Consider the following 19,414-nt stretch of genomic DNA (forward strand, 5'->3'; position numbering starts at 1 on the left):
TCTTATAAATATGCGCTGAAAATACAAAAAATATATGCTTAGATAGGGATTTTGATGGTGATCATAGTTCCAGTGTTCTTCATGCTTTGGACATCAATGGTACCTCCCAGCAAATCGATTAGATTCTTGGTGATACTTAGACCTATGCCAGTACCATCAAAAAGGCGATCGTTTCCAGTACTTTCTTGCTCGAATGGTTGAAAAATTTTTGTCATAAACTCCTCTGACATCCCTACTCCTGTATCCTCTATTTTCAACAAAAGTTTTTCATCCTCCCGATCTACCTGTAGGTGAATTTCACCTTCTTCAGTGTATTTAATGGCATTACTGATGATATTGTTTAAGATCATTTCTAAAAATCTCTTATCGGTATTTCCCAGAATAGAGGGGCTAAGGTAAGTTTCGCGAAGTACGATTCCTTTTCGATTTGCGAGGTTTTTTAAGGGTTTTACGACTGTAGTAATAAAATTATTGATTTCAATTGGTTCGAAATGCACATCCATTTTATTGGCCTCAATTTTCGCCATATCCAATATGGAGTTGATTGTACTTAGCAAGCGTTCACCACTTTGCAAAATGATATCCAATTGAGAAATCAAAACTTTATCTTCCTCATGATTCATCATGATATGTTCCGTACCTCCCAAAATCCCATTTAGTGGAGTTCGTATTTCATGACTGATATTAGACAGTAAGCTGGATTTAAAACGATTCGCCTCTTCTGCTTTTTCTTTCGCATCCCGAAGACTATTTTCAATTGCTTTTTCCAAAGAGATATCCCTGAAAATACACATAATCAAGTTTTGGCCTCGGTAATCTCTTTGAATCAATTTTGTATAGAGCATCATCTCCACAGAATTACTTTTCCAAGGAAATACACCTTCCAAGGAAATTCCCTGCTCTAATTTGGAGATGTTTTCGGGTCCGAACATCTGCATTTTATTTTGACAAAAACTCGGCTCACTAAAAAGCTCATGCAAAAATTTACCCGGTAAGGCAGTTGCTTTTTCACCAATCAATTTTGCGAATGATGGGTTTACAGCAACGATCTCTTCAGAATCCAAGGTTAAAATCAGGCAATCTTTGGAGCTATCCCAAACATTTTTGAATTGCTGCTCCGATGCGATTTTTTCTTTTTCTTTATTGTCAAAAGCAACTTTCAGCAATCCCAATTTCCGAAGTTGCTGAAATAAGATGTTTATCAGTATTCCCAAACCTATCAAGAATGAGATAACTAAGAATAAAAACCAAATTTGCAGGTAAATCGGCTTAGCAATTTGAAATGGTTTTGAAGAAACCGTCTCAGAAAAACTCTCACCTTCATACGATGCTTTAATTTCAAGTTGATAGTCCCCTGGAGGAAGGTTTGTGAAAAAAAGCTGATTCGCTTTTGGATCTTTGACAATTACCCACTCATCCTCTTCCGGTCCATTTAAACGGTAGTGAATCCAGAGTTCCTTTTCTTCATTAAATCCTGTAACAAGGTATTCTACCTCAAAAGTATTTTCGGAAAACGGGACACTCAGGTCTTCAGAATTCTGATCAACATTTAAACCTACTTTATAGGAATTAAGATAGATCTTTGGCCCTCCATTGGCTTCAAACTTCTCCTCGGGAAAGAAAACAGAAAAGCCCTTTAAAGTGCCAATGATGATTTTTCCAGATTTGCTTTCAAGCAATGCTCCTCGATTGATTTCATTCCCTATCAACCCATTACTTTCATCATATCTCAAAATCCCTTCTGGATTTATCCTCACAATCCCCTGATCGGTACCTATCCATATTTGCCCTTTCGAGTCCTTCATCAAACAATAAACAGGATTATCTATTTGTTCGCCTTTGGACGTGTAGGGAAGTACTTGATCGTCTTTAAAGATTTTAAGGCCTTCATCGGAAGCAATTAGCAGACCCTCATCTGTCTCCAAAACATCAAACCCTTGGACGATTACAAACCTATCATTCTGCTGCAGCGGAGGTTGATCAATGTATTTTTTACCTGCCATGACCACTATTCTTCCATCTTTTAATTTGGAAGCTTTTCGAAAAAAATAAATTGGCTGATCAATTAGTTCTTGAATTTCCCCAATAAGATTTCGTTTATATAACTGGGCTCCTTGAGCTGATTTTGGAGCAATGTACACTGACTTGGGACCAGCCATTAAGACACTATCACCAATTACTATTACTGAAGAAATCGAAACACCTGAAGGAGGGGCAAAATGAATCGTTTTATCAGTTTTGGGAAAATACTTCCCTACTCCCCCTTGATTTGCTGAAAACCAAACTTCACCTGATTCAGGATCCTGACTGAAATTAATAACTCTCTCCTGCGGTTTCCCCAAAGCGAATGAATCTCTATAGACAGTGGTCATCTTCATTCCAGAAAATTTCTGTATCCCATTGTTGAATCCAAAAAGAAAATCCCCACGGCCAAGCTCTAAAATAGCTGAGATCTCCTCAGACATCAGTTCTAGTCGAAATCGCCCATAATTCTGAAATTTTAAACTATTCAAATTGACAACACCTCGGGAAGTCGCGATCCAAAGAATCCCCTCTCTGTCAGTAATTGCATCGTGAATGTAGAACGCATTCAAGAGATCATTTAGCTCTAAAATCAATGGGAAACGATTGTAACTGGCAATTTTCCTAAGTTGGGAATTGAAAAAGTAAAACACATTTTCTGCATTAAAGAAAAGTCCGTAGTGTGTTTCACTAATGAAATCTGTTTCAGAAATATTTGAATCCACTAAACTGGCAGGTTTATTAAATTCAGAACCCTTGGCTAAAAAGTTTTTCCCTAAGAAATAAAACTCATCAGAAAACGGAGAAGGCTTGACTACAACCGGAACTCCGGGTAGATCAATTCCTTGAAAAAGAAAAGGCTCAAGTTGATCTCCTGTTAATATGGCAGTTAGCTGCTCAAAGAAAAAATATTCCTTGCCTTCAATTTTGGTCACTGAAATTAAACGGCCTGATTCTTTGAAATCTGGCCGAGAAAGTTGCTTGAAATCTTTTAAGCCAGAATTCCAGGTTACCAAGGTGATTTCGTTATCCAGAAAAAACTGTTTCTCCTTTCCTTTTCCATTCGAAAAAAATAGGATACGATTACTTTGCTTAGTCCCAAAATCTATGGGCAATTTCTCCTCTTCCCATTTCCCATAACCTCCTTTAAATAGTTTTGGAAGGCCATTCTGATTAAAAAGCCAGATAATACCATCTTCATCGATGTGCAGGGAAATTCTAAAATCAAATTCCGAAGCAACAGATTCTTCCAAAGAATGAGTCTGTATCCCATCGGAATAATAAATACCCCTTACTGTAGAAAACCACATCCTTCCCAAGGTATCCTGTGCTACCTGAAGCACATTTTGTACCGGTAGATTAACTCCTTTGGGATTTGTGTTGAAATTAAAATCCTGTGAAAAAGCAGTGGAATTACTTGCAAGAAGTATCAGAATAAAGATGCTGATGTAGCGGATTTGATAAACCATCGAAGCAAGATAAAAAAGATTTTTCAAGTTAATTTAAACAGAGATAGTTAGACTTTTCTTTTGAAGCCGGGATGATTCTCCTATTTTTGTGCAAACTTTAGAAATCGCATCATGAGTGTACTAGTAAATAAAAATTCCAAGGTAATCGTACAAGGATTCACCGGGTCAGAGGGCTCTTTTCACGCACAGCAAATGATCGAATACGGCACAAACGTAGTCGGAGGCGTGACTCCTGGTAAAGGTGGGTCTACCCATTTGGAAAAACCTGTTTTCAACTCTGTAGAAGAAGCCGTTCAAAAAACTGGTGCAGACACTTCTATCATTTTTGTTCCACCGGCATTTGCTGCCGATGCAATTATGGAAGCCGCTGACGCTGGAATCAAGGTAATCATCGCTATTACTGAAGGAATTCCTGTAGCAGATATGATGAAGGCAAAGCCTTATATTCAGGAAAGAGGAGCAACTCTTATCGGCCCTAACTGTCCTGGCGTAATCACTCCAGGTGAAGCAAAAGTAGGCATCATGCCAGGCTTCGTATTCAAATCAGGTAGAATCGGAATCGTGTCTAAGTCTGGAACATTGACCTATGAAGCAGCTGATCAAGTGGCAAAAGCTGGTCTTGGTGTATCCACTGCCATTGGTATCGGAGGAGATCCTATCATCGGTACTTCTACCAAGCAAGCAGTACAATTGCTAATGGACGATCCTGAGACTGACGCAATCGTAATGATTGGAGAAATCGGAGGTAACTATGAAGCAGATGCTGCAAAGTGGATCAGAGAAACTGGCAACAAAAAGCCAGTAGTTGGATTCATCGCTGGCCAAACTGCTCCTGCAGGACGTAGAATGGGTCATGCTGGTGCTATCATCGGTGGAGCTGACGATACTGCTGCTGCCAAAATGAGAATCATGAGAGAAAATGGAATTCACGTAGTTGATTCTCCGGCAGAGATCGGAGCTACCATGGCGAAAGTCTTGGGCGTGAATGTTTAATATTTGTTTGATGTCCGATGTTTGATGTCGGATGTTAGGAAACCGCTTCGATTTAGTTCGGGGCGGTTTTTTTATTGTAATCAGCTCATTGGATCAGAATTTCTGATGACTTTACAATTTCGCCATACTTTAAGGTCAAAATGCTGATTGTTGGTTTTTGGAGTTTTCATTTACCGAATCTTTTTTACTGAAACAGTCTAAATTCAAGAAACATAACTTCAAACTAGTCTACCCACATTCCAGGAATTGGTTTTTCGGTTTTACAATTTTCAAATCTTACAATTCGCCCCGGCGAACAGGTTATTTCAATCTTCAATCCATTACCTTTGCACCTTCAATTCCAAGCCAATGATTTCAGTAGATAATGTCGCCGTCATTCACAGCGGTTCCACACTCTTTAGTAATATTTCCTTTGCCATTAATGAAACCGATAAAATTGCCTTAATGGGTAAAAATGGTGCTGGCAAGTCAACCCTTTTGAAGATTATTGCAGGACAGACCAAGCCAAGCTCAGGTTCAGTTTCTGCTCCAAAAGGTTTTGTAGTAGCTTACCTACCGCAGCATTTACTGACATCAGATGATTGCACAGTGATGGAGGAGACTTCCAAAGCTTTCGCCAGCTACCTCTACATGAAGACGGAGATCGAGCGAATCAATGAGGAATTGACCGTGCGGACGGATTACGAATCAGATGGCTATTACAAACTGATCGAGCAGGTTTCCGAATTGAGCGAGAAGTTCTACGCCATCGAGGAAGTGAACTATGAAGCTGAAGTAGAGAAAGTATTGCTTGGTTTGGGCTTTGAAAGAGCTGACTTGACTCGTTCTACCTCGGAATTCTCAGGAGGTTGGAGAATGCGAATTGAGTTGGCAAAGATCCTTTTACAGAAGCCTGATTTGATCCTTCTCGATGAGCCAACGAACCACCTCGATATCGAGTCGATTCAGTGGCTGGAGGATTTTTTACTCAACAAGGCAAAAGCCGTGGTGGTCATCTCCCACGATAGAGCCTTCGTAGACAATATCACAACTCGGACCATTGAGTTGACTATGGGCCGAATGTATGATTACAAAGCCAAATACAGTCATTACTTGGAACTCCGAAGAGAGCGTCGGGAGCAGCAGCAAAAGCAATACGAGGAGCAGCAGGCGGTCATTGCGGATATTCAGGGTTTTATCGATCGCTTCAAAGGCACCTATTCTAAGACACTTCAGGTTCAATCCCGAGTGAAAATGCTCGAAAAGATGGAAATCATTGAGGTGGACGAGGTGGATACTTCCGCTTTGAAACTCCGTTTTCCTCCTTCTCCAAGATCTGGAAATTATCCAGTGATCGTGGATGATATGAGTAAAAGCTATGGTGATCATGTGGTTTTTAAAAACGCCGCTATGACAATCGAAAGAGGACAGAAAGTTTCTTTTGTCGGGAAAAACGGAGAAGGAAAATCAACGATGATCAAAGCGATCATGAATGAGATCGAATTCGAAGGTAAATGTGAATTGGGTCATAATGCAATGATCGGCTATTTTGCGCAGAATCAAGCTTCCCTTTTGGATGAGAGCCTAACCATTTTTGAAACCATAGATCATATCGCAGTAGGTGAAATTCGTACTAAGGTGAAAGATATCCTCGGAGCATTTATGTTCAAGGGAGATGATATCAACAAGAAAGTGAAAGTACTTTCCGGTGGAGAAAAGACTAGGCTGGCGATGATTAAATTATTACTCGAGCCAGTCAACCTTTTAATTCTCGATGAGCCTACCAACCACTTAGACATGAAGACCAAAGACATTATCAAAGATGCTTTGAAAGCATTTGATGGTACACTCATTATTGTTTCTCACGATAGGGATTTCTTGGATGGCTTAGTGACCAAAGTATTTGAATTTGGTAATAAGCGGGTAAAAGAGCACTTTGAAGACATCAATGGCTTCCTGCGAAATAAGAAGATAGAAAATTTGAAGGAAGTGGAGCGGTAGGCTTTGGCAGTTAGCAGTTGGCAGTTAGCAGTTAGCAGTTAGCAGTTAGCAGTTAAAGTGAACATCAATGCCTGAAGAGGGTTACATTTTTAAACAAAAAACCGGTAGTTTTAGAAGCGACCGGTTTTTTATTTTTATATAATATGTGTATCCGCAATTGCACCAGAAAAAGGTAAATAGCGACTTAAAGAATGGTAAACATTAGCAAAGCTGGTACTTCCGTCATCGGTCATCGGTCTTCCAGCCTGGTAAGCAAAGAAAAAGAGGCCTCTGGCATCATTAAGGATAATCAGATTATAAATATCAAGTTTTTAAAGTCCAAAGAATCGTGGCAACCAAAGCGAAATCTCTGGAAACAACATAATTAGAATCAAAGCCAGCACCATTGCGAAGAAGAAGGGCAAAAGTGGTTTAATGACTTTTTGAATTGTGGTATTGGCAATCCCCACTCCTATGAAGAGAATTGATCCAACAGGAGGGGTACAAAGTCCAATGCAAAGATTAAGCACCATCATGATTCCAAAGTGAACCGGATCAACTCCCAAAGCAGTGACAACAGGAAGGAAAATCGGAGTAAAAATTAATACCGCCGGAGTCATGTCCATAAAGATTCCTACAAATAGCAAGAGGACGTTGATCATGATCAATATCACCACGATATTATCACTGAGCGAAAGCATCGCATTACTGATATTTTGAGGAATCTCTTCACTGGACATCACCCAAGACATGGCCATGGAGGTCGCAATTAGCAACATCACCACCGCAGTAGTCTCTGCAGATTTCAGCAAAACTGCCGGCAGGTCTTTCACTCCAATTTCCCTATAGATCAGGGATAGAATCAAGCTATAAACGACCGCGATAGCCGAAGCTTCGGTAGCTGTAAAAACCCCGCCGATAATTCCACCAATCACAACAACAAGCAAAAATAGGCTAGGAATTGCATCCCAAAAAGTCTTCAAAACCAACTTCATGGAGGATGGCTCCCCGGCTGGAAGTTTTTTGATCTTGACCATAATAGCTGCCGTGATCATCAGCAGTAAGCCTACTAACAAGCCGGGTAAATACCCTGCAACGAAAAGTGCAGCCACAGAAACTCCTCCAGATGCTAAAGAATAAACGATCAGTACATTGGAAGGAGGAATGATTAATCCTGTCGTAGAAGAAGTAATATTCACAGCTGCTCCAAGTTCTTTGGGATAGCCTTCTTTTTCCATTCGCTTGCCTAGAATTCCACCCATCGAGGAAGCCGCTGCTACCGCAGATCCGGCAATAGCTCCCATAAGCATTGCTGCGATCACATTCACATGCAGCAATCCGCCAGGAAGTCTTCCCGTCAAAGCTTTGGCAAATTCAATGAGTCGATTGGCAATTCCTCCACGGTTCATCAATTCTCCCGCAAGTATAAAAAAGGGAATTGCCAGTAAGGAAAAACTATCTAAGCCCGTTCCCATTCGCTGAGCAACGGTGGTAATGGCAGGCATACTCGCTACCGTCACCATTAAGGTCAACATACTGGAAAGCCCCAAACTCCAAGCTACAGGAACACCGATTCCCAGAAAAAATATAAATGAAATGACGAGTATTAATATAGGTAAGATCTCCATTAATGACTGGTTTTGATGGCTAGAATTGATTGAGACATTGCTACGACCTGGTAATAAATAACCAAAAGGCCGCTAAAAGGTATGATCCCGTAAACATAAGCGAGCGGAATCTGTAATGCTGCTGACTTTTGCCCCAGAATAAATGTAATGTAAACCAAATTACTCCCTCCAATTAACATTACAGTCAAAGCAAAAATCAAAACGCAGCTATCAATCAAAACCATCAATTTCAGCTGTCCTTTTGTGCTAAGGCTAGTCAATAAAATATCAATTGCCAAGTGCTCTTTTTTTCCTGCAACAAAGGCAGCCCCCAGCATTCCTACCCAAATCAACATATATCGAGCTAATTCATCCGTAAAGGAACTTGGATCTTGAAAGACATATCTGGATACAACTTGCCAAGTCACATTGATCACCATCAAAGCCATCAACACAACCAGCAAAGACGAAATAACGCTATCCAATTTGGATTTAGATTCGAGTGAAAACATAAGCCTGTTATTTTTAATGGGTTTAATTAACTGCTTGAATCGCTTTAGCGATTTTATAAATTTCAGGTTGGTCGATCTCTAGTTGATCATAGATTCCCTTGACTGCCTCGCGAAAAGGGGCTTTGTCTGGGTAAGTAATAGTAACTCCTGCTTTTTCCAATTCCCGCATTGATTCGGCAGTAGAAGCCGCCCATAGTTCATATTGATATTCTGCGGATTCATCAGCGGCTTCCTGAAGCCATTGCTGTTCTTGAGGCGTCAATGACTCCCAAACCTTGGTACTCACAATAACAACATCCGGTAAAGCGGCATGCTCATCCAAACTATAGAATTTACACACTTCGTAATGCTTAGAAGTATACAAACTTGGAGGGTTATTTTCCGCGGCATCCACGATTCCTTGCTGAAGTGCGGTGTATAATTCTCCGTAGGAAACCGGTGTTGGGGATCCGCCCATTGCCTTGACCATATTGGAAGCAGTGACACTTTCCATTACCCGAACTTTCTTTCCAGCAAGATCAGCAGGTGTTTCTACAGATTTATCTTTGGTATAAAAGCTTCGCTTGCCGGCATCATAATAGGTCAATCCTCTCAACCAATATTTTTCTCCGTCAAGTAATAATTGCTTTCCTATGGGACCTTGCAACACCTTTTTCTGATGTGCATCATCTCGGAATAAATAGGGAAGCCCAAAAACAGACATCGTTGGAGCAAAACCTTCCAATGCCGCAGCCGAAACCTTGGTCATTCCCAAACTACCAATTTGTAAAAGCTCCAAAAGCTCCCGCTCCGAACCAAGTTGCTGGTTAGGAAATACTTTCATCCGTAGTTTCCCATTGGATTTTTCCTCCACCCGCTTAGCGAGAAAAATCATCGCATCATGAACTGGATGACTGGGAACCTGAGCGTGACCCATTTTAATCATCTTGAAATTGAGAGGGCTGCTACAAGAAAAAGGAAGCACTCCTACCAGAACTATAGCAAGTATAATAAGAAGGTGTTTTTTCATGGGTTTATTGATTTGGGCTGGAATAAACTTAAGCTGCACTCTGGTAATAAAGTACGACCAGCAAAATCCTACTATTAAAGATGCTCTGATCTAACTCATTTTCAAAATGAATTTAGGTTTATGGTTTTTGACTTAGCAAAGCCAATCTAGTTTAGAAAAAAAATCCACTTTCAGATCACCTTATGCAATTCAAATAATGGCCCTTAGAATGAAAATAGCCGTATTTTAAAAATTTCAGAATATTTCAGACGCAGAAAAAACGACCTGAAAACGATTCCGTAATAATCTATCCTTTCGGGATCTTCTGCTCCAAAAATCCCTACTCTTGCAATGGAAATTTCACTGTTGCTTTCTTTTTGGAGGATGAATATATCCCTCGAATCAATTCCAAGGACTTTCTCGAAGTAGGCCCATCCACAGCATAATTTTCACCAGACTCCAAACTTGAAATGAATTCTTCCCACTGTTTCTGGTGCAAAATACCGCTGATCGCCATAGGGTCTGCAGCTCCGGAAGAGCTAAAAATTTGACTCTCTTCAAGCTTTGACTCTTCTCCTTTGATTTTCCAATGGGTAATTTTTCCTCCTTCAAGTGTCGCACTTCCCTCCGATCCAAAAATCTCAATTCGCTCAGGAAGGCCCGGATAAAAGGACGTCGCGGAGGTAATATTTCCAATTGCCCCACTTTTGAAAGTGACCAATGCCGCCCCCAAATCTTCTCCTTCGATCTGATGATAGGCTGTTTGGACCTTACCAAAAACTTCAGAAACCTCTCCCATTAAATCCAATAAAAGATCGATGGTATGAATTCCCTGATTGATAAAAGCACCTCCACCATCTACCTCAATGGTTCCTTTCCAATCGCTTTTGCTATAGTATTCCTTATTTCTAAACCAATTCACGTAGGCATTTCCCATCAAAAGACTTCCGAATAAGCCTGCATCAACCGAAGATTTCAATTTTTGATAATCAGAAGAAAAGCGGTTTTGAAAAATCACGGCAAGCTTCACTCCTTGGGTTTGGCAGGCATTTATCAATCGATCTGCCCGGTCTAAGGTTACTTCGATCGGCTTTTCAATGATCAAATGTTTTCCAGCTTTTGCTGCCGCTAAAGCAGGCTCCAAATGCCTTCCGCTCGCAGTACAGATACAGACTACCTCCAAATCAGGATGCGCTAAAAATGCCGAAATATCTGAATAGCCTTTTACTCCAAACCGAGATTCAGCTTCTTGAGCTCGCTCAGGCGAACTGCTACAAAAAGCAACCAATTCTGCGTTTTGGATTGCCTTTATGGCAGCGGCATGAATACCTGCAATCGCGCCAGTTCCTATGATTCCTATTTTTTTCATAATCTTGAAAGGGTTACTAATTGACTCCAAAGCTCAGCATTGATAGGAATTCCGAGCTTTAAATTTTCACTTCTAGTCTGTAACACTTGCTCTCCGGGATATCGAATCGATTGGTTTTGAAAAACTGAGGAGGTTTTTAAATCTTCTATAATCGCATCGGCTTTCGTTTCCAACCAATCAGTCAAACCTAACCTGACTGGATCAAAACAGATAAATACTTGTGAAAGACCTTTTTCGACGCCGTCTTCTCCGACTTCCTTTGAGGAATTTCCTCCTGAAAGGATAGAAACGAGCAAGTCAATCATCAAGGAAAGACCAGCACCTTTCCACATGCCGGTTGGCAAAGCAAGATGACTCGCCAGAATATCTACCGGTGACTTTGTCAAATTCCCCTCGTTGTCAAAACCTCCATCGAAAGGCAGTTGCTCTCCTTTCTTCTTGGCAATTTCCATTTTCCCATAGGCAAATTGGGACATAGCCATATCTAGGACCACATGCCCCGAACTCCTTGGAATTGCGATTACCAATGGATTATTTCCCAACTTCGGCTCGCTTCCTCCCCAGGCTGGCATATTTGCGATCGTGTTGGTAAAACAAATCCCTATGCAACCTGAATCAGCAGCCTGCCAGCCAAAATTACCGGCCCGCATCCAGTGATTCGTATTCTTAAGCGTCACGGTGCTCATCCCAAAAGTCTTTGCCAACTCGATAGCTCGCTCCATGGCAAATTCTGCGTTGAGATTACCAGGTCCGAATCGACCATCGTAACGCTCCATCATTCCAAATTGAGCGATTAATTCAGTACTATTTTCAGGGACCACAAATCCCTTTTTGATGAAATCTAAAAAAAGCAGAAAGCGATTCACTCCATGGGAATGCACTCCGTCCCGGTCTGCTTGAGCAAATAGAACTGCACACCGATGCGCTCGCTGCTTCTCAAACCCATGTTGGATCAGGCAGGCAGTAAGTGTGTCTATCAAATCATCAAAAGAAACTCTCAATTCTTCCATTTGCTTTATTCTTTTCGATTTCAGGAAAAATTAGTTCTAATTTGATTTCAACATTGGCGTGGTGCGCTTACAAAGTTGAAGTGAAATCCCCCATGGATCTCTCAGCATAATTAAGTGTGATCCATCCGGATGGATATCATCGGAGAAAAGGGTAGCACCAGCCTTAATCAGCCGATTCATATCTTCGGTAGGGTTTTCTGATACCAAAGCCAAGTGAACAGCTAAGGGATGAAAAGCAGTAAAGTCAAGCGTTTCTCCTTTTGGATTGGTGTAGATTTCAAGCATAACGGTTCCGCTATCATCAGCCAGAAAAGTCATAAATGGAGATTCCTCCATCTTTTTGACCACAGTCAGGCCAAGGTGATTTTCATACCAACGTGACGTAGCTGTTGCATCAGGCACATTTAAAGCAAAGTGTTCAAATTTCATAGTTTACAGAAAGAAGGGAATTATTGATCTCAACAATAATGAAGAATTGTGAAAAGCTTTCCTAGAATTCCGTCACAAATCCTATTTTTAACTATCCTTGATTAACATACTCGATCAAGTAATCAAACATCTCCTGAATAAACGATCATGAAACCACTCCAACGAACTGCCTCTAACTCCAATTCTTACCCTGTCAAAATACTCCAATTTGGGTTTGGAAATTTTCTACGAGGCTTTGCAGACTGGATGGTGGAAGAAGCAAATGAAAAAGGAATATTTCAAGGGAATATCGAAGTTGTCCAAATACACAGCAAGCATATAGATGCAAAAATCACGAGACAAGATGGTTTGTTTCATGTCATTGAACGGGGGCTAAGTCAAGGTGACTTGATTGATCATGCCCAGTTGATTACCTGCGTTACTGGTGTGACTTCAATTTTCGAAGATTATGAGGCCTACCTGAAACTTGGAGAGAATCCTGATTTGGAATTTATTATTTCCAATACCACAGAGTCAGGGATTTATTTTGATTCTGAAGATTTTCCAATCGATTCCATTTCAAAAACTTTTCCAGGAAAATTGACAGCTTTGCTTTTTAATCGATTCCTTCATTTCAGCGGAGATCCAGAAAGAGGGCTAATTTTTCTTCCTTGTGAATTGATTGAAAAGAATGGTCAGCAATTAAAGTCTTGTATTCTGTCCTACGCTGAAAAATGGGAATTACCACAGGAATTCAGCGATTGGATCTCAAACCATAATATTTTTTGCGACACGCTGGTGGATCGAATCGTACCTGGTTACCCAAAAGCAGAAATAGCTGAAATCGAAGAGAAAATTGATTGCAAGGATGAGTTGGCCGTAATGGTGGAGCCCTATCATTTTTGGGCAATCCAAGGACCCGAAGAAGTGCGGGAAAGATTCCCACTCGATCATGCCGGATTAAACGTAAAGTTTGTTGAAGATTTAAGTCCTTATCGGACAATGAAAGTTAGAATACTAAATGGGGCACATACCACTCTAGTTCCTTACGCATATCTCCATGGCTTTCGTACTGTGAGAGAATCTGTAGAAGATCCGGGGATGTTGGTATTTCTAGAACAGGCGATTTATGAAGAGATTATTCCAAGTATGGAATATCCAAAAGAGGAGTTGACAGATTTTGCTAAAGACGTATTAGAACGTTTTGCCAATCCATTTATCAGACATGAGTTGAAATCAATTGCCTTGAATAGCATCTCGAAATTTAAAGTTCGGGTGCTTCCTTCTCTACTTGCTTATTGGGCGAAAAATCAGACCTGGCCAGCAAATTTGACGATGGGATTTGCCGCATTGATTCTTTTTTACAAAGGCAATTTCAAAGGGGAAACCCTTCCCTTGAATGATGACCCAACTGTAATTTCGATCTTTTCTACGGCTTGGTCAAAATCAAACCTTGTGGATACCCTAACAGAAGTTTGTACCAATGAGAACCTTTGGGGTCAAGATCTCTCCCAGTATGAGGGGTTGATTTCAATGTTAGAGTCTTGTATTCAAAGATTAATCACTTCAACCAAACCCTAGGATCCTGACGCAGAAGCTGGACTAATGCACCATATAAAGTAGGATGGTAATCAAAGAAGGTTTTTGGTCTCTCGAAGAAATTCTCCAAAGCGACTGCAAAAAACTCATGTTCATTCAAGCCTGCCGCTCCCCTAAAAAAAGAGCCATTACCCGCTTCTATTTTGACCATTTCAGGTCCAACTAATTCCTGATAAGAACTCCATGCTTGGGGGTTAAAAAACTCGCTTTCTCCGTTATAGTAGATTTGATTTTCTAATTTAAGAGCATGGGCAATTTCATGAATCCCTAGGTTTACCCCATCCTGATTATCCTTCATCCCGTCTAAAAAACAGGACCAAGACACCACGATGATTCCATATTTAGGATTTACTTCACCACGATGGTAGCTTTTTGTGATCGAGCTATAATAGGCATTGGGATAAATCAGGATTTTATCGAAATGAGGAAGCCGGATACGTCTCCATCCAAAAGTCACCATCACAATGGTAGCTCCAATCAAAACCTCCATCTCTGGAGTCACCTCTTCAATCCCTCCTCGCCCTACAAATTCCTTTACCGAAAGAATCCGCGAAAGCTTCTGCATGAATTCTTCTTTGTGGGTTGGGTTAAGATTTTGAAAATATGGAAAGGACCGGTCCAAAATCTTGATATCGGTAAGTGTCAACCTTCTTGGGTAGAAATTCGCTCTTGCTTCCTTTAACCACCAGCCTAATCTGTAGAAATATTGCGATCGATGCATCATAAAATGAAAATGGCAGAGACCCAAAGGTAACTGCCATTTTAAATTTTTACAATCAGAAAATTAGCGCGCGTAGTTTACTGCTCGCATTTCCCGAATCACCGTGATTTTAATTTGTCCAGGGTATTGCATTTCTTTTTCAATTTTCTGAGAGATGTCGAAAGAAAGCTTACCTGCGGTGATGTCATCCACATTATCAGCATCTACAAGCACTCGAAGTTCTCGACCCGCCTGCATCGCAAAACATTTGTTTACTCCATCAAAGCTCAATGCAAGTTCTTCCAACTCCTTCAGGCGCTTGATATAGCTATCCATCACTTCTCTTCGAGCGCCAGGTCTTGCACCTGAAATTGCATCGCATGCCTGAACAATAGGCGAAATCATCGAGGTCATTTCTATTTCATCGTGGTGAGCTCCAATCGCATTACAGATTTCAGGGTGTTCCTTGTAGCGCTTCGCTAGTTCCATTCCCAAGACAGCATGTGGAAGTTCTTGCTCTTCTGGCCAAACTTTACCTATATCATGGAGCAATCCGGCTCGCTTGGCGAGCTTGGCATTCAATCCCATTTCAGCCGCCATGGTAGCGCAAAGCTTTGCAACTTCTCGGGAGTGCTGAAGGAGGTTTTGCCCATAAGAAGATCTGAATCTCATTCTTCCTACCATTCTGATCAACTCAGGGTGTAGTCCATGAATTCCAAGATCAATACAGGTTCGTTCACCGATTTCAACAATTTCTTCCTCGATATTTTTTTCCGTCTTAGCAACCACTTCCTCGATTCTTGCAGGGTGGATTCGACCATCTTGCACCAATCGATGTAGTGAAAGCCTTGCAACTTCTCTTCTCACCGGATCAAAGCCTGAAATAATAATTGCTTCAGGAGTGTCGTCTACGACAATTTCTACGCCGGTAGCTGCTTCGAGAGCTCGGATATTTCTTCCCTCTCTACCGATGATCTTCCCTTTGATATCGTCACTTTCGATGCTGAATACCGATACGCAGTTTTCTACCGCATGCTCAGTAGCTGTTCGCTGAATGGTATCCAAAACAATCTTCTTAGCTTGTTTGGTGGCAGTTAATTTCGCCTCGTCAAGAATATCTTTTATTTGGGACGATGCTTTTGACTGTGCTTCTTCAGTAAGCATCTTGACTAATTCTTCTCTGGCCTCTTCGCGAGTTTGGTTTGCAATTTTCTCCAGATCGGAGATTCGCTGATTGGTAATGCGATCAAGCTCTTCTTTTTTCACTTGAACAGAATGTAGCTGAGCATTAAGGTTTTCCTTTTTGCTATCCAATTCAGCCTCTTTGCGCTTTACCTGCTCCAATTCTTTGGATACTTGCTGCTCTCGTTGTTTGACTTTGTTTTCATTGGTGATGATGATATTTTTCTTATTATTCATCTCCTCATCAAACTCCGATTTCAGCTTCAGGTATTTTTCCTTTGCTTCAAGTATTCGGTCTTTTTTGATAGATTCAGCGTTAATCTCAGCTTCGCGAAGCATGGATTTCACACGCTCTTTAGTCTCTTCTTCGAGCTTTGCGTTTTTATTTTTTATCAATGCGCCGGCAATCGCGGCTCCCGCACCAGTCCCTACTAGGGCTGCGAGTACAATATATAGTATGTCTCCCATAGGTATTTTGAGTATAAATTAACCTTTGGAGAATCCGAAAAATCGTAAGAAATAAGTTATTAACTAATTATAAAGCCTTGGATAAAAGCGCGTTGATATTTAAAATACTGGTCCTAATATGCTCACTATCACCAGCATTTGCTTCATTGGTTTCCAGGGCTTCCACCATGCAATCAAAAGCCACCATTGCTAGTAAATCCTGATTATCATCCAGACCAAATTCATCTTTATATTTTCGCAGTTTTTCATTTATCAACTTGCCCGCTTGTCGGATTTTGGATTCATCCTCAATCTTGACGCGCATAGGATATTCTCTAGCCCCTATTTTTATTTTGATAGCAAGTGTGTCCATATCAATCTGACAAATAGGTGATCAATTGGTCGATTTCTTGTATATAATTATTGATTAAGTCACTCATTTCGGTCGAATCTCCTGGACTCACCGGTCGGTTCTCCACAATGTTACTAATTTTAATCTTATTTTTAAAATGCTCGATTTCCTGCTCTTTATCCTCCAAAGCCCGCTTGACTTCTTCTAATTTTTGCTTTAACTGCTGATTTTCAGCACTCAATTCAAGCAATCGATCGCTGGCCTTCGTCGCCAGTTTTTCCAATTTTAGCAGTTCCTCTTGAATCATTTCTATGTACGGATCAATGCGCCTACTTCGTTTTCAAACGCCTGAATCAATTTACTCATTGTTTTGTCAATTACCTTATCCGTCAGCGTATTTTCCTGATCCTGCAGATGGAAACTTAAGGCATAAGCCTTTTTACCAGCATCGATTTTATCTCCTTGGTACACATCAAAAACTCCAATCCGCTGTAATAATCTACCACCTGCCTTTAAAGCTACTTTTTTTACCTGATCATAAGACACTGCCTTATCGATCACTAAAGAAAGATCTCTCCTAACTTCAGGGAATTTAGAAATCTCCTGGTACTTCTTCAGGCCTGCAGCTTTTTTGCAAAGCAAGTCCCAGTTCAACTCTGCATACCAAACTTCCTGACGCACCTCAGCCAGCTTCAGTGACTTCTCTTCTACCAAACCAATTTCTGCCAAAATCTTTTCCCCTAGCTTTAATTGCAATCCATATTCAAACGGTGAATGGTCAATAACGCTCATCTCGCCAAGGTCAATATTCAGGATAAGCAGAATATTTTCAACTGTCGCATACAAGTCTGCAAAAGCAAAAGACTTTGAAGGCTCAATCCAACTTTCCGCTGACTTTTTCCCAGAAAGGAAAAGCCCAAGTTTTCTGCTTTCAACATAGCCACTTTCCGCTTTGCTATAAACTGTTCCGAATTCAAAATATTTCAAATCCGTCTGTCTTCTATTGATATTTCTTGCTAGAACTTCTAGTCCAGAATAAAGAAGAGACTGTCGCATGACATCCAAATCCTCACTCAGTTTATTAAAGATCTTTACAGAATTCTCTGGATTTAAAAACCCCGATTTCTCCGCATAAGTTGACTTAGTCAAGCTATTCGTGATCATCTCCAAATAGCCTTGTCCTGCTAAAATTTGAGAAAGCTTGAATTGCAACTTGTTCAAATCCTTAACGGGATGCTCAGCCAAATAGTCTGTATTGAGATTTTCTGATAAGGCGACTTGCTCAAACCCATGAATCCGTAGAATCTCTTCGATCACATCGGCTTCTCGGGTCACGTCCACTCGATAAGGTTTGGCAATAGCGGTGAAGCCTGTTTCTGTTTCATTGATTACCTGAATTTCCAGACTTTCCAAAATACGCTTCACTTCCTTAGCAGGAATTTTCTTCCCGATCAATCGGTCTATATGTCCGTAAGAAACTTCAATTTGAAAATCTTCAATCGGATTAGGATACAAATCAATAATTTCAGAGGCAACTTTGGCACCAGCGATTTCTTTCAAAAGCTTTACAGCTTTCTTCAGCGCGTACACTGGCATATTTGGATCTGTGCCTCGCTCAAATCTGAATGAAGCATCGGTCTTCAACCCATGATGCTGCGCCCCTTTTCGAATGATGTCCGGAGAAAAATAGGCCGATTCCAAGAAAATCGAAGTAGTTTGCTCAGACACGCCTGAATCTACTCCTCCAAAAACACCTGCGATACAAAGTCCGCCTTTGGGGTCTTTTATCATTAATTCATCACCTGAAAGCTTTCGCTCTTTTTCATCCAAAGTTTTGAAAACTGTTCCTTTTGGACTTTTCCCAACAATGATTTTTCCTTCGGAAATCCGATCCGCATCAAAGGCATGAAGTGGCTGTCCAAGATCATGAAGGATGAAATTGGTAATATCCACCACATTATTGATCGGCTCAAGATCTAATGATTTCAGGAAATTTTGAAGCCATTGGGGAGAAGGTCCAACTTTAATACCTGACAAAACTACTCCTGCATAGCGTGGGCAGTCAGTGGGATTTTCTACTTCTACAGTGATTTTGGGACCATTTGCCTCAATCTCCAAGTCAGTGACTGAATCGAGACAAAGCTCCTTTTTCAAAAGTGCTTTAAGATCCCTAGCCACGCCCAAGTGTGAGGCAGCATCCGCTCGATTGGGAGTCAATCCGATTTCCAAAATATGATCTTGGCCTACTTCAATCAGTTTAGAAGCTGGTGTTCCATTTGGCAAATCGGTATCCAAAACCATGATTCCTGCATGACTTTTTCCTAAGCCCAGTTCATCTTCCGCACAGATCATCCCCTCGGAAGCTTGACCTCTGATTTTAGCTTTTTTAATCTGGAAAGGCTCCCCTTCAGTTGGATAAAGCATCGCTCCCATGGTGGCTACCAATACTTTTTGGCCCTTGGCAACATTTGGTGCTCCACACACGATTTGAGAAGTTTCTGCTAAACCGATATCCACAGTGGTCAAGCTCAACTTATCTGCATCAGGATGTTTTTCACAAGTCAAAACTTCACCAATGACAATACCTTCTAAGCCTCCTTTGATAGATTCATAGGCTTCGATACCTTCCACTTCCAGTCCGGATTGAGTCAGCAGGGCACCAATTTCTTCCGGGCTTTCGGTTAGAGCAATATATTTTTTTAATCGATTGATTGAGATTTTCATAGGTATTTCAAAAGGGGAATCTTTCGATTCAACCATAGGTAAATAAAAAGGGTCCGAAAACCCTTTCTAAACA

15 protein-coding genes are annotated in these 19,414 nt (G+C 40.9%); 3 read left to right on the forward strand and 12 right to left on the reverse strand.

Going from position 1 to position 19,414, the window contains the following annotated elements; genetic code table 11:
* Positions 1-38 precede the first annotated feature (38 nt).
* The gene (locus BVC88_RS06085) at positions 39-3,518 is read right to left on the reverse strand and encodes a sensor histidine kinase (RefSeq protein ID WP_139316530.1); all 3,480 of its coding nucleotides are present in this window, start codon (positions 3,516-3,518) and stop codon (positions 39-41) included.
* Positions 3,519-3,602: 84 nt separating this feature from the next.
* On the opposite strand from BVC88_RS06085, the gene sucD reads away from it, so the two are divergent.
* The gene (sucD, locus tag BVC88_RS06090; RefSeq protein ID WP_075349753.1) at positions 3,603-4,484 is read left to right on the forward strand and encodes a succinate--CoA ligase subunit alpha; all 882 of its coding nucleotides are present in this window, start codon (positions 3,603-3,605) and stop codon (positions 4,482-4,484) included.
* A gap of 348 nt (positions 4,485-4,832) precedes the next feature.
* Positions 4,833-6,464: an ABC-F family ATP-binding cassette domain-containing protein gene (locus BVC88_RS06100; protein WP_075349755.1), complete on the forward strand. Its 1,632-nt coding sequence runs from the start codon at positions 4,833-4,835 to the stop codon at positions 6,462-6,464.
* A gap of 311 nt (positions 6,465-6,775) precedes the next feature.
* On the opposite strand, the gene BVC88_RS06105 is transcribed toward BVC88_RS06100, so the two are convergent.
* From BVC88_RS06105 to BVC88_RS06130, 6 genes are all read right to left on the reverse strand, one after another.
* Positions 6,776-8,071, reverse strand: a complete 1,296-nt coding sequence (locus BVC88_RS06105; protein ID WP_075349756.1) for a TRAP transporter large permease — start codon at positions 8,069-8,071, stop codon at positions 6,776-6,778.
* On the reverse strand, positions 8,071-8,562 hold the full coding sequence (locus tag BVC88_RS06110; protein ID WP_075349757.1) for a TRAP transporter small permease: 492 nt from the start codon (positions 8,560-8,562) through the stop codon (positions 8,071-8,073). The genes BVC88_RS06105 and BVC88_RS06110 overlap by 1 nt, the downstream gene beginning before the upstream one ends.
* 22 nt (positions 8,563-8,584) lie before the next feature.
* Positions 8,585-9,571 (reverse strand): TRAP transporter substrate-binding protein, encoded by a 987-nt coding sequence (locus BVC88_RS06115; RefSeq protein WP_075349908.1) that lies wholly within the window; start codon positions 9,569-9,571, stop codon positions 8,585-8,587.
* Between the two features lie 319 nt (positions 9,572-9,890).
* Positions 9,891-10,919, reverse strand: a complete 1,029-nt coding sequence (locus tag BVC88_RS06120; RefSeq protein WP_075349758.1) for a Gfo/Idh/MocA family protein — start codon at positions 10,917-10,919, stop codon at positions 9,891-9,893.
* The gene (gene yiaK, locus BVC88_RS06125) at positions 10,916-11,929 is read right to left on the reverse strand and encodes a 3-dehydro-L-gulonate 2-dehydrogenase (RefSeq protein WP_075349759.1); all 1,014 of its coding nucleotides are present in this window, start codon (positions 11,927-11,929) and stop codon (positions 10,916-10,918) included. The genes BVC88_RS06120 and yiaK overlap by 4 nt, the downstream gene beginning before the upstream one ends.
* 36 nt (positions 11,930-11,965) lie before the next feature.
* Positions 11,966-12,358 carry a VOC family protein gene (locus BVC88_RS06130; RefSeq protein WP_075349760.1) on the reverse strand — a complete coding sequence of 131 codons (393 nt, stop codon included), beginning with the start codon at positions 12,356-12,358 and terminating at the stop codon, positions 11,966-11,968.
* 147 nt (positions 12,359-12,505) lie between these two features.
* Between BVC88_RS06130 and BVC88_RS06135 the strand changes: the two genes are divergently transcribed.
* Complete coding sequence (locus BVC88_RS06135; protein WP_075349761.1) at positions 12,506-13,918, forward strand: tagaturonate reductase; 1,413 nt, start codon at positions 12,506-12,508, stop codon at positions 13,916-13,918.
* Here BVC88_RS06135 and BVC88_RS06140 read toward each other — a convergent pair.
* The 5 genes from BVC88_RS06140 to pheT all read right to left on the reverse strand — a co-directional run bounded on the left by BVC88_RS06140 (position 13,899) and on the right by pheT (position 19,341).
* Entirely contained in the window at positions 13,899-14,660 is a 762-nt protein-coding gene (locus BVC88_RS06140; RefSeq protein ID WP_245803602.1) for a zinc-dependent peptidase, read from the reverse strand. The genes BVC88_RS06135 and BVC88_RS06140 overlap by 20 nt on opposite strands.
* Before the next feature lie 60 nt (positions 14,661-14,720).
* The gene (gene rny / locus BVC88_RS06145) at positions 14,721-16,286 is read right to left on the reverse strand and encodes a ribonuclease Y (RefSeq protein ID WP_075349763.1); all 1,566 of its coding nucleotides are present in this window, start codon (positions 16,284-16,286) and stop codon (positions 14,721-14,723) included.
* 67 nt (positions 16,287-16,353) lie between these two features.
* On the reverse strand, positions 16,354-16,638 hold the full coding sequence (locus BVC88_RS06150) for a cell division protein ZapA (RefSeq protein ID WP_075349764.1): 285 nt from the start codon (positions 16,636-16,638) through the stop codon (positions 16,354-16,356).
* A 1-nt stretch (position 16,639) separates the two neighbouring features.
* Positions 16,640-16,924 (reverse strand): hypothetical protein, encoded by a 285-nt coding sequence (locus tag BVC88_RS06155; protein WP_075349765.1) that lies wholly within the window; start codon positions 16,922-16,924, stop codon positions 16,640-16,642.
* A 2-nt stretch (positions 16,925-16,926) separates the two neighbouring features.
* Positions 16,927-19,341: a phenylalanine--tRNA ligase subunit beta gene (gene pheT, locus BVC88_RS06160; protein WP_075349909.1), complete on the reverse strand. Its 2,415-nt coding sequence runs from the start codon at positions 19,339-19,341 to the stop codon at positions 16,927-16,929.
* Between the last annotated feature and the right edge of the window lie 73 nt (positions 19,342-19,414).

Source organism: Algoriphagus marinus (genome assembly GCF_001936475.1).
GTDB lineage: Bacteria > Bacteroidota > Bacteroidia > Cytophagales > Cyclobacteriaceae > Algoriphagus > Algoriphagus marinus.

Excerpts from the sequence above, each read along its gene's own strand:
- sucD (WP_075349753.1), top strand. The coding sequence starts at position 3,603 with ATGAGTGTACTAGTAAATAAAAATTCCAAGGTAATCGTACAAGGATTC.
- BVC88_RS06100 (WP_075349755.1), top strand. The coding sequence starts at position 4,833 with ATGATTTCAGTAGATAATGTCGCCGTCATTCACAGCGGTTCCACACTC.
- BVC88_RS06105 (WP_075349756.1), bottom strand. The coding sequence starts at position 8,071 with ATGGAGATCTTACCTATATTAATACTCGTCATTTCATTTATATTTTTT.
- BVC88_RS06110 (WP_075349757.1), bottom strand. The coding sequence starts at position 8,562 with ATGTTTTCACTCGAATCTAAATCCAAATTGGATAGCGTTATTTCGTCT.
- BVC88_RS06115 (WP_075349908.1), bottom strand. The coding sequence starts at position 9,571 with ATGAAAAAACACCTTCTTATTATACTTGCTATAGTTCTGGTAGGAGTG.
- BVC88_RS06120 (WP_075349758.1), bottom strand. The coding sequence starts at position 10,919 with ATGAAAAAAATAGGAATCATAGGAACTGGCGCGATTGCAGGTATTCAT.
- yiaK (WP_075349759.1), bottom strand. The coding sequence starts at position 11,929 with ATGGAAGAATTGAGAGTTTCTTTTGATGATTTGATAGACACACTTACT.
- BVC88_RS06130 (WP_075349760.1), bottom strand. The coding sequence starts at position 12,358 with ATGAAATTTGAACACTTTGCTTTAAATGTGCCTGATGCAACAGCTACG.
- BVC88_RS06135 (WP_075349761.1), top strand. The coding sequence starts at position 12,506 with ATGAAACCACTCCAACGAACTGCCTCTAACTCCAATTCTTACCCTGTC.
- BVC88_RS06140 (WP_245803602.1), bottom strand. The coding sequence starts at position 14,660 with ATGATGCATCGATCGCAATATTTCTACAGATTAGGCTGGTGGTTAAAG.
- rny (WP_075349763.1), bottom strand. The coding sequence starts at position 16,286 with ATGGGAGACATACTATATATTGTACTCGCAGCCCTAGTAGGGACTGGT.
- BVC88_RS06150 (WP_075349764.1), bottom strand. The coding sequence starts at position 16,638 with ATGGACACACTTGCTATCAAAATAAAAATAGGGGCTAGAGAATATCCT.
- BVC88_RS06155 (WP_075349765.1), bottom strand. The coding sequence starts at position 16,924 with ATGATTCAAGAGGAACTGCTAAAATTGGAAAAACTGGCGACGAAGGCC.
- pheT (WP_075349909.1), bottom strand. The coding sequence starts at position 19,341 with ATGAAAATCTCAATCAATCGATTAAAAAAATATATTGCTCTAACCGAA.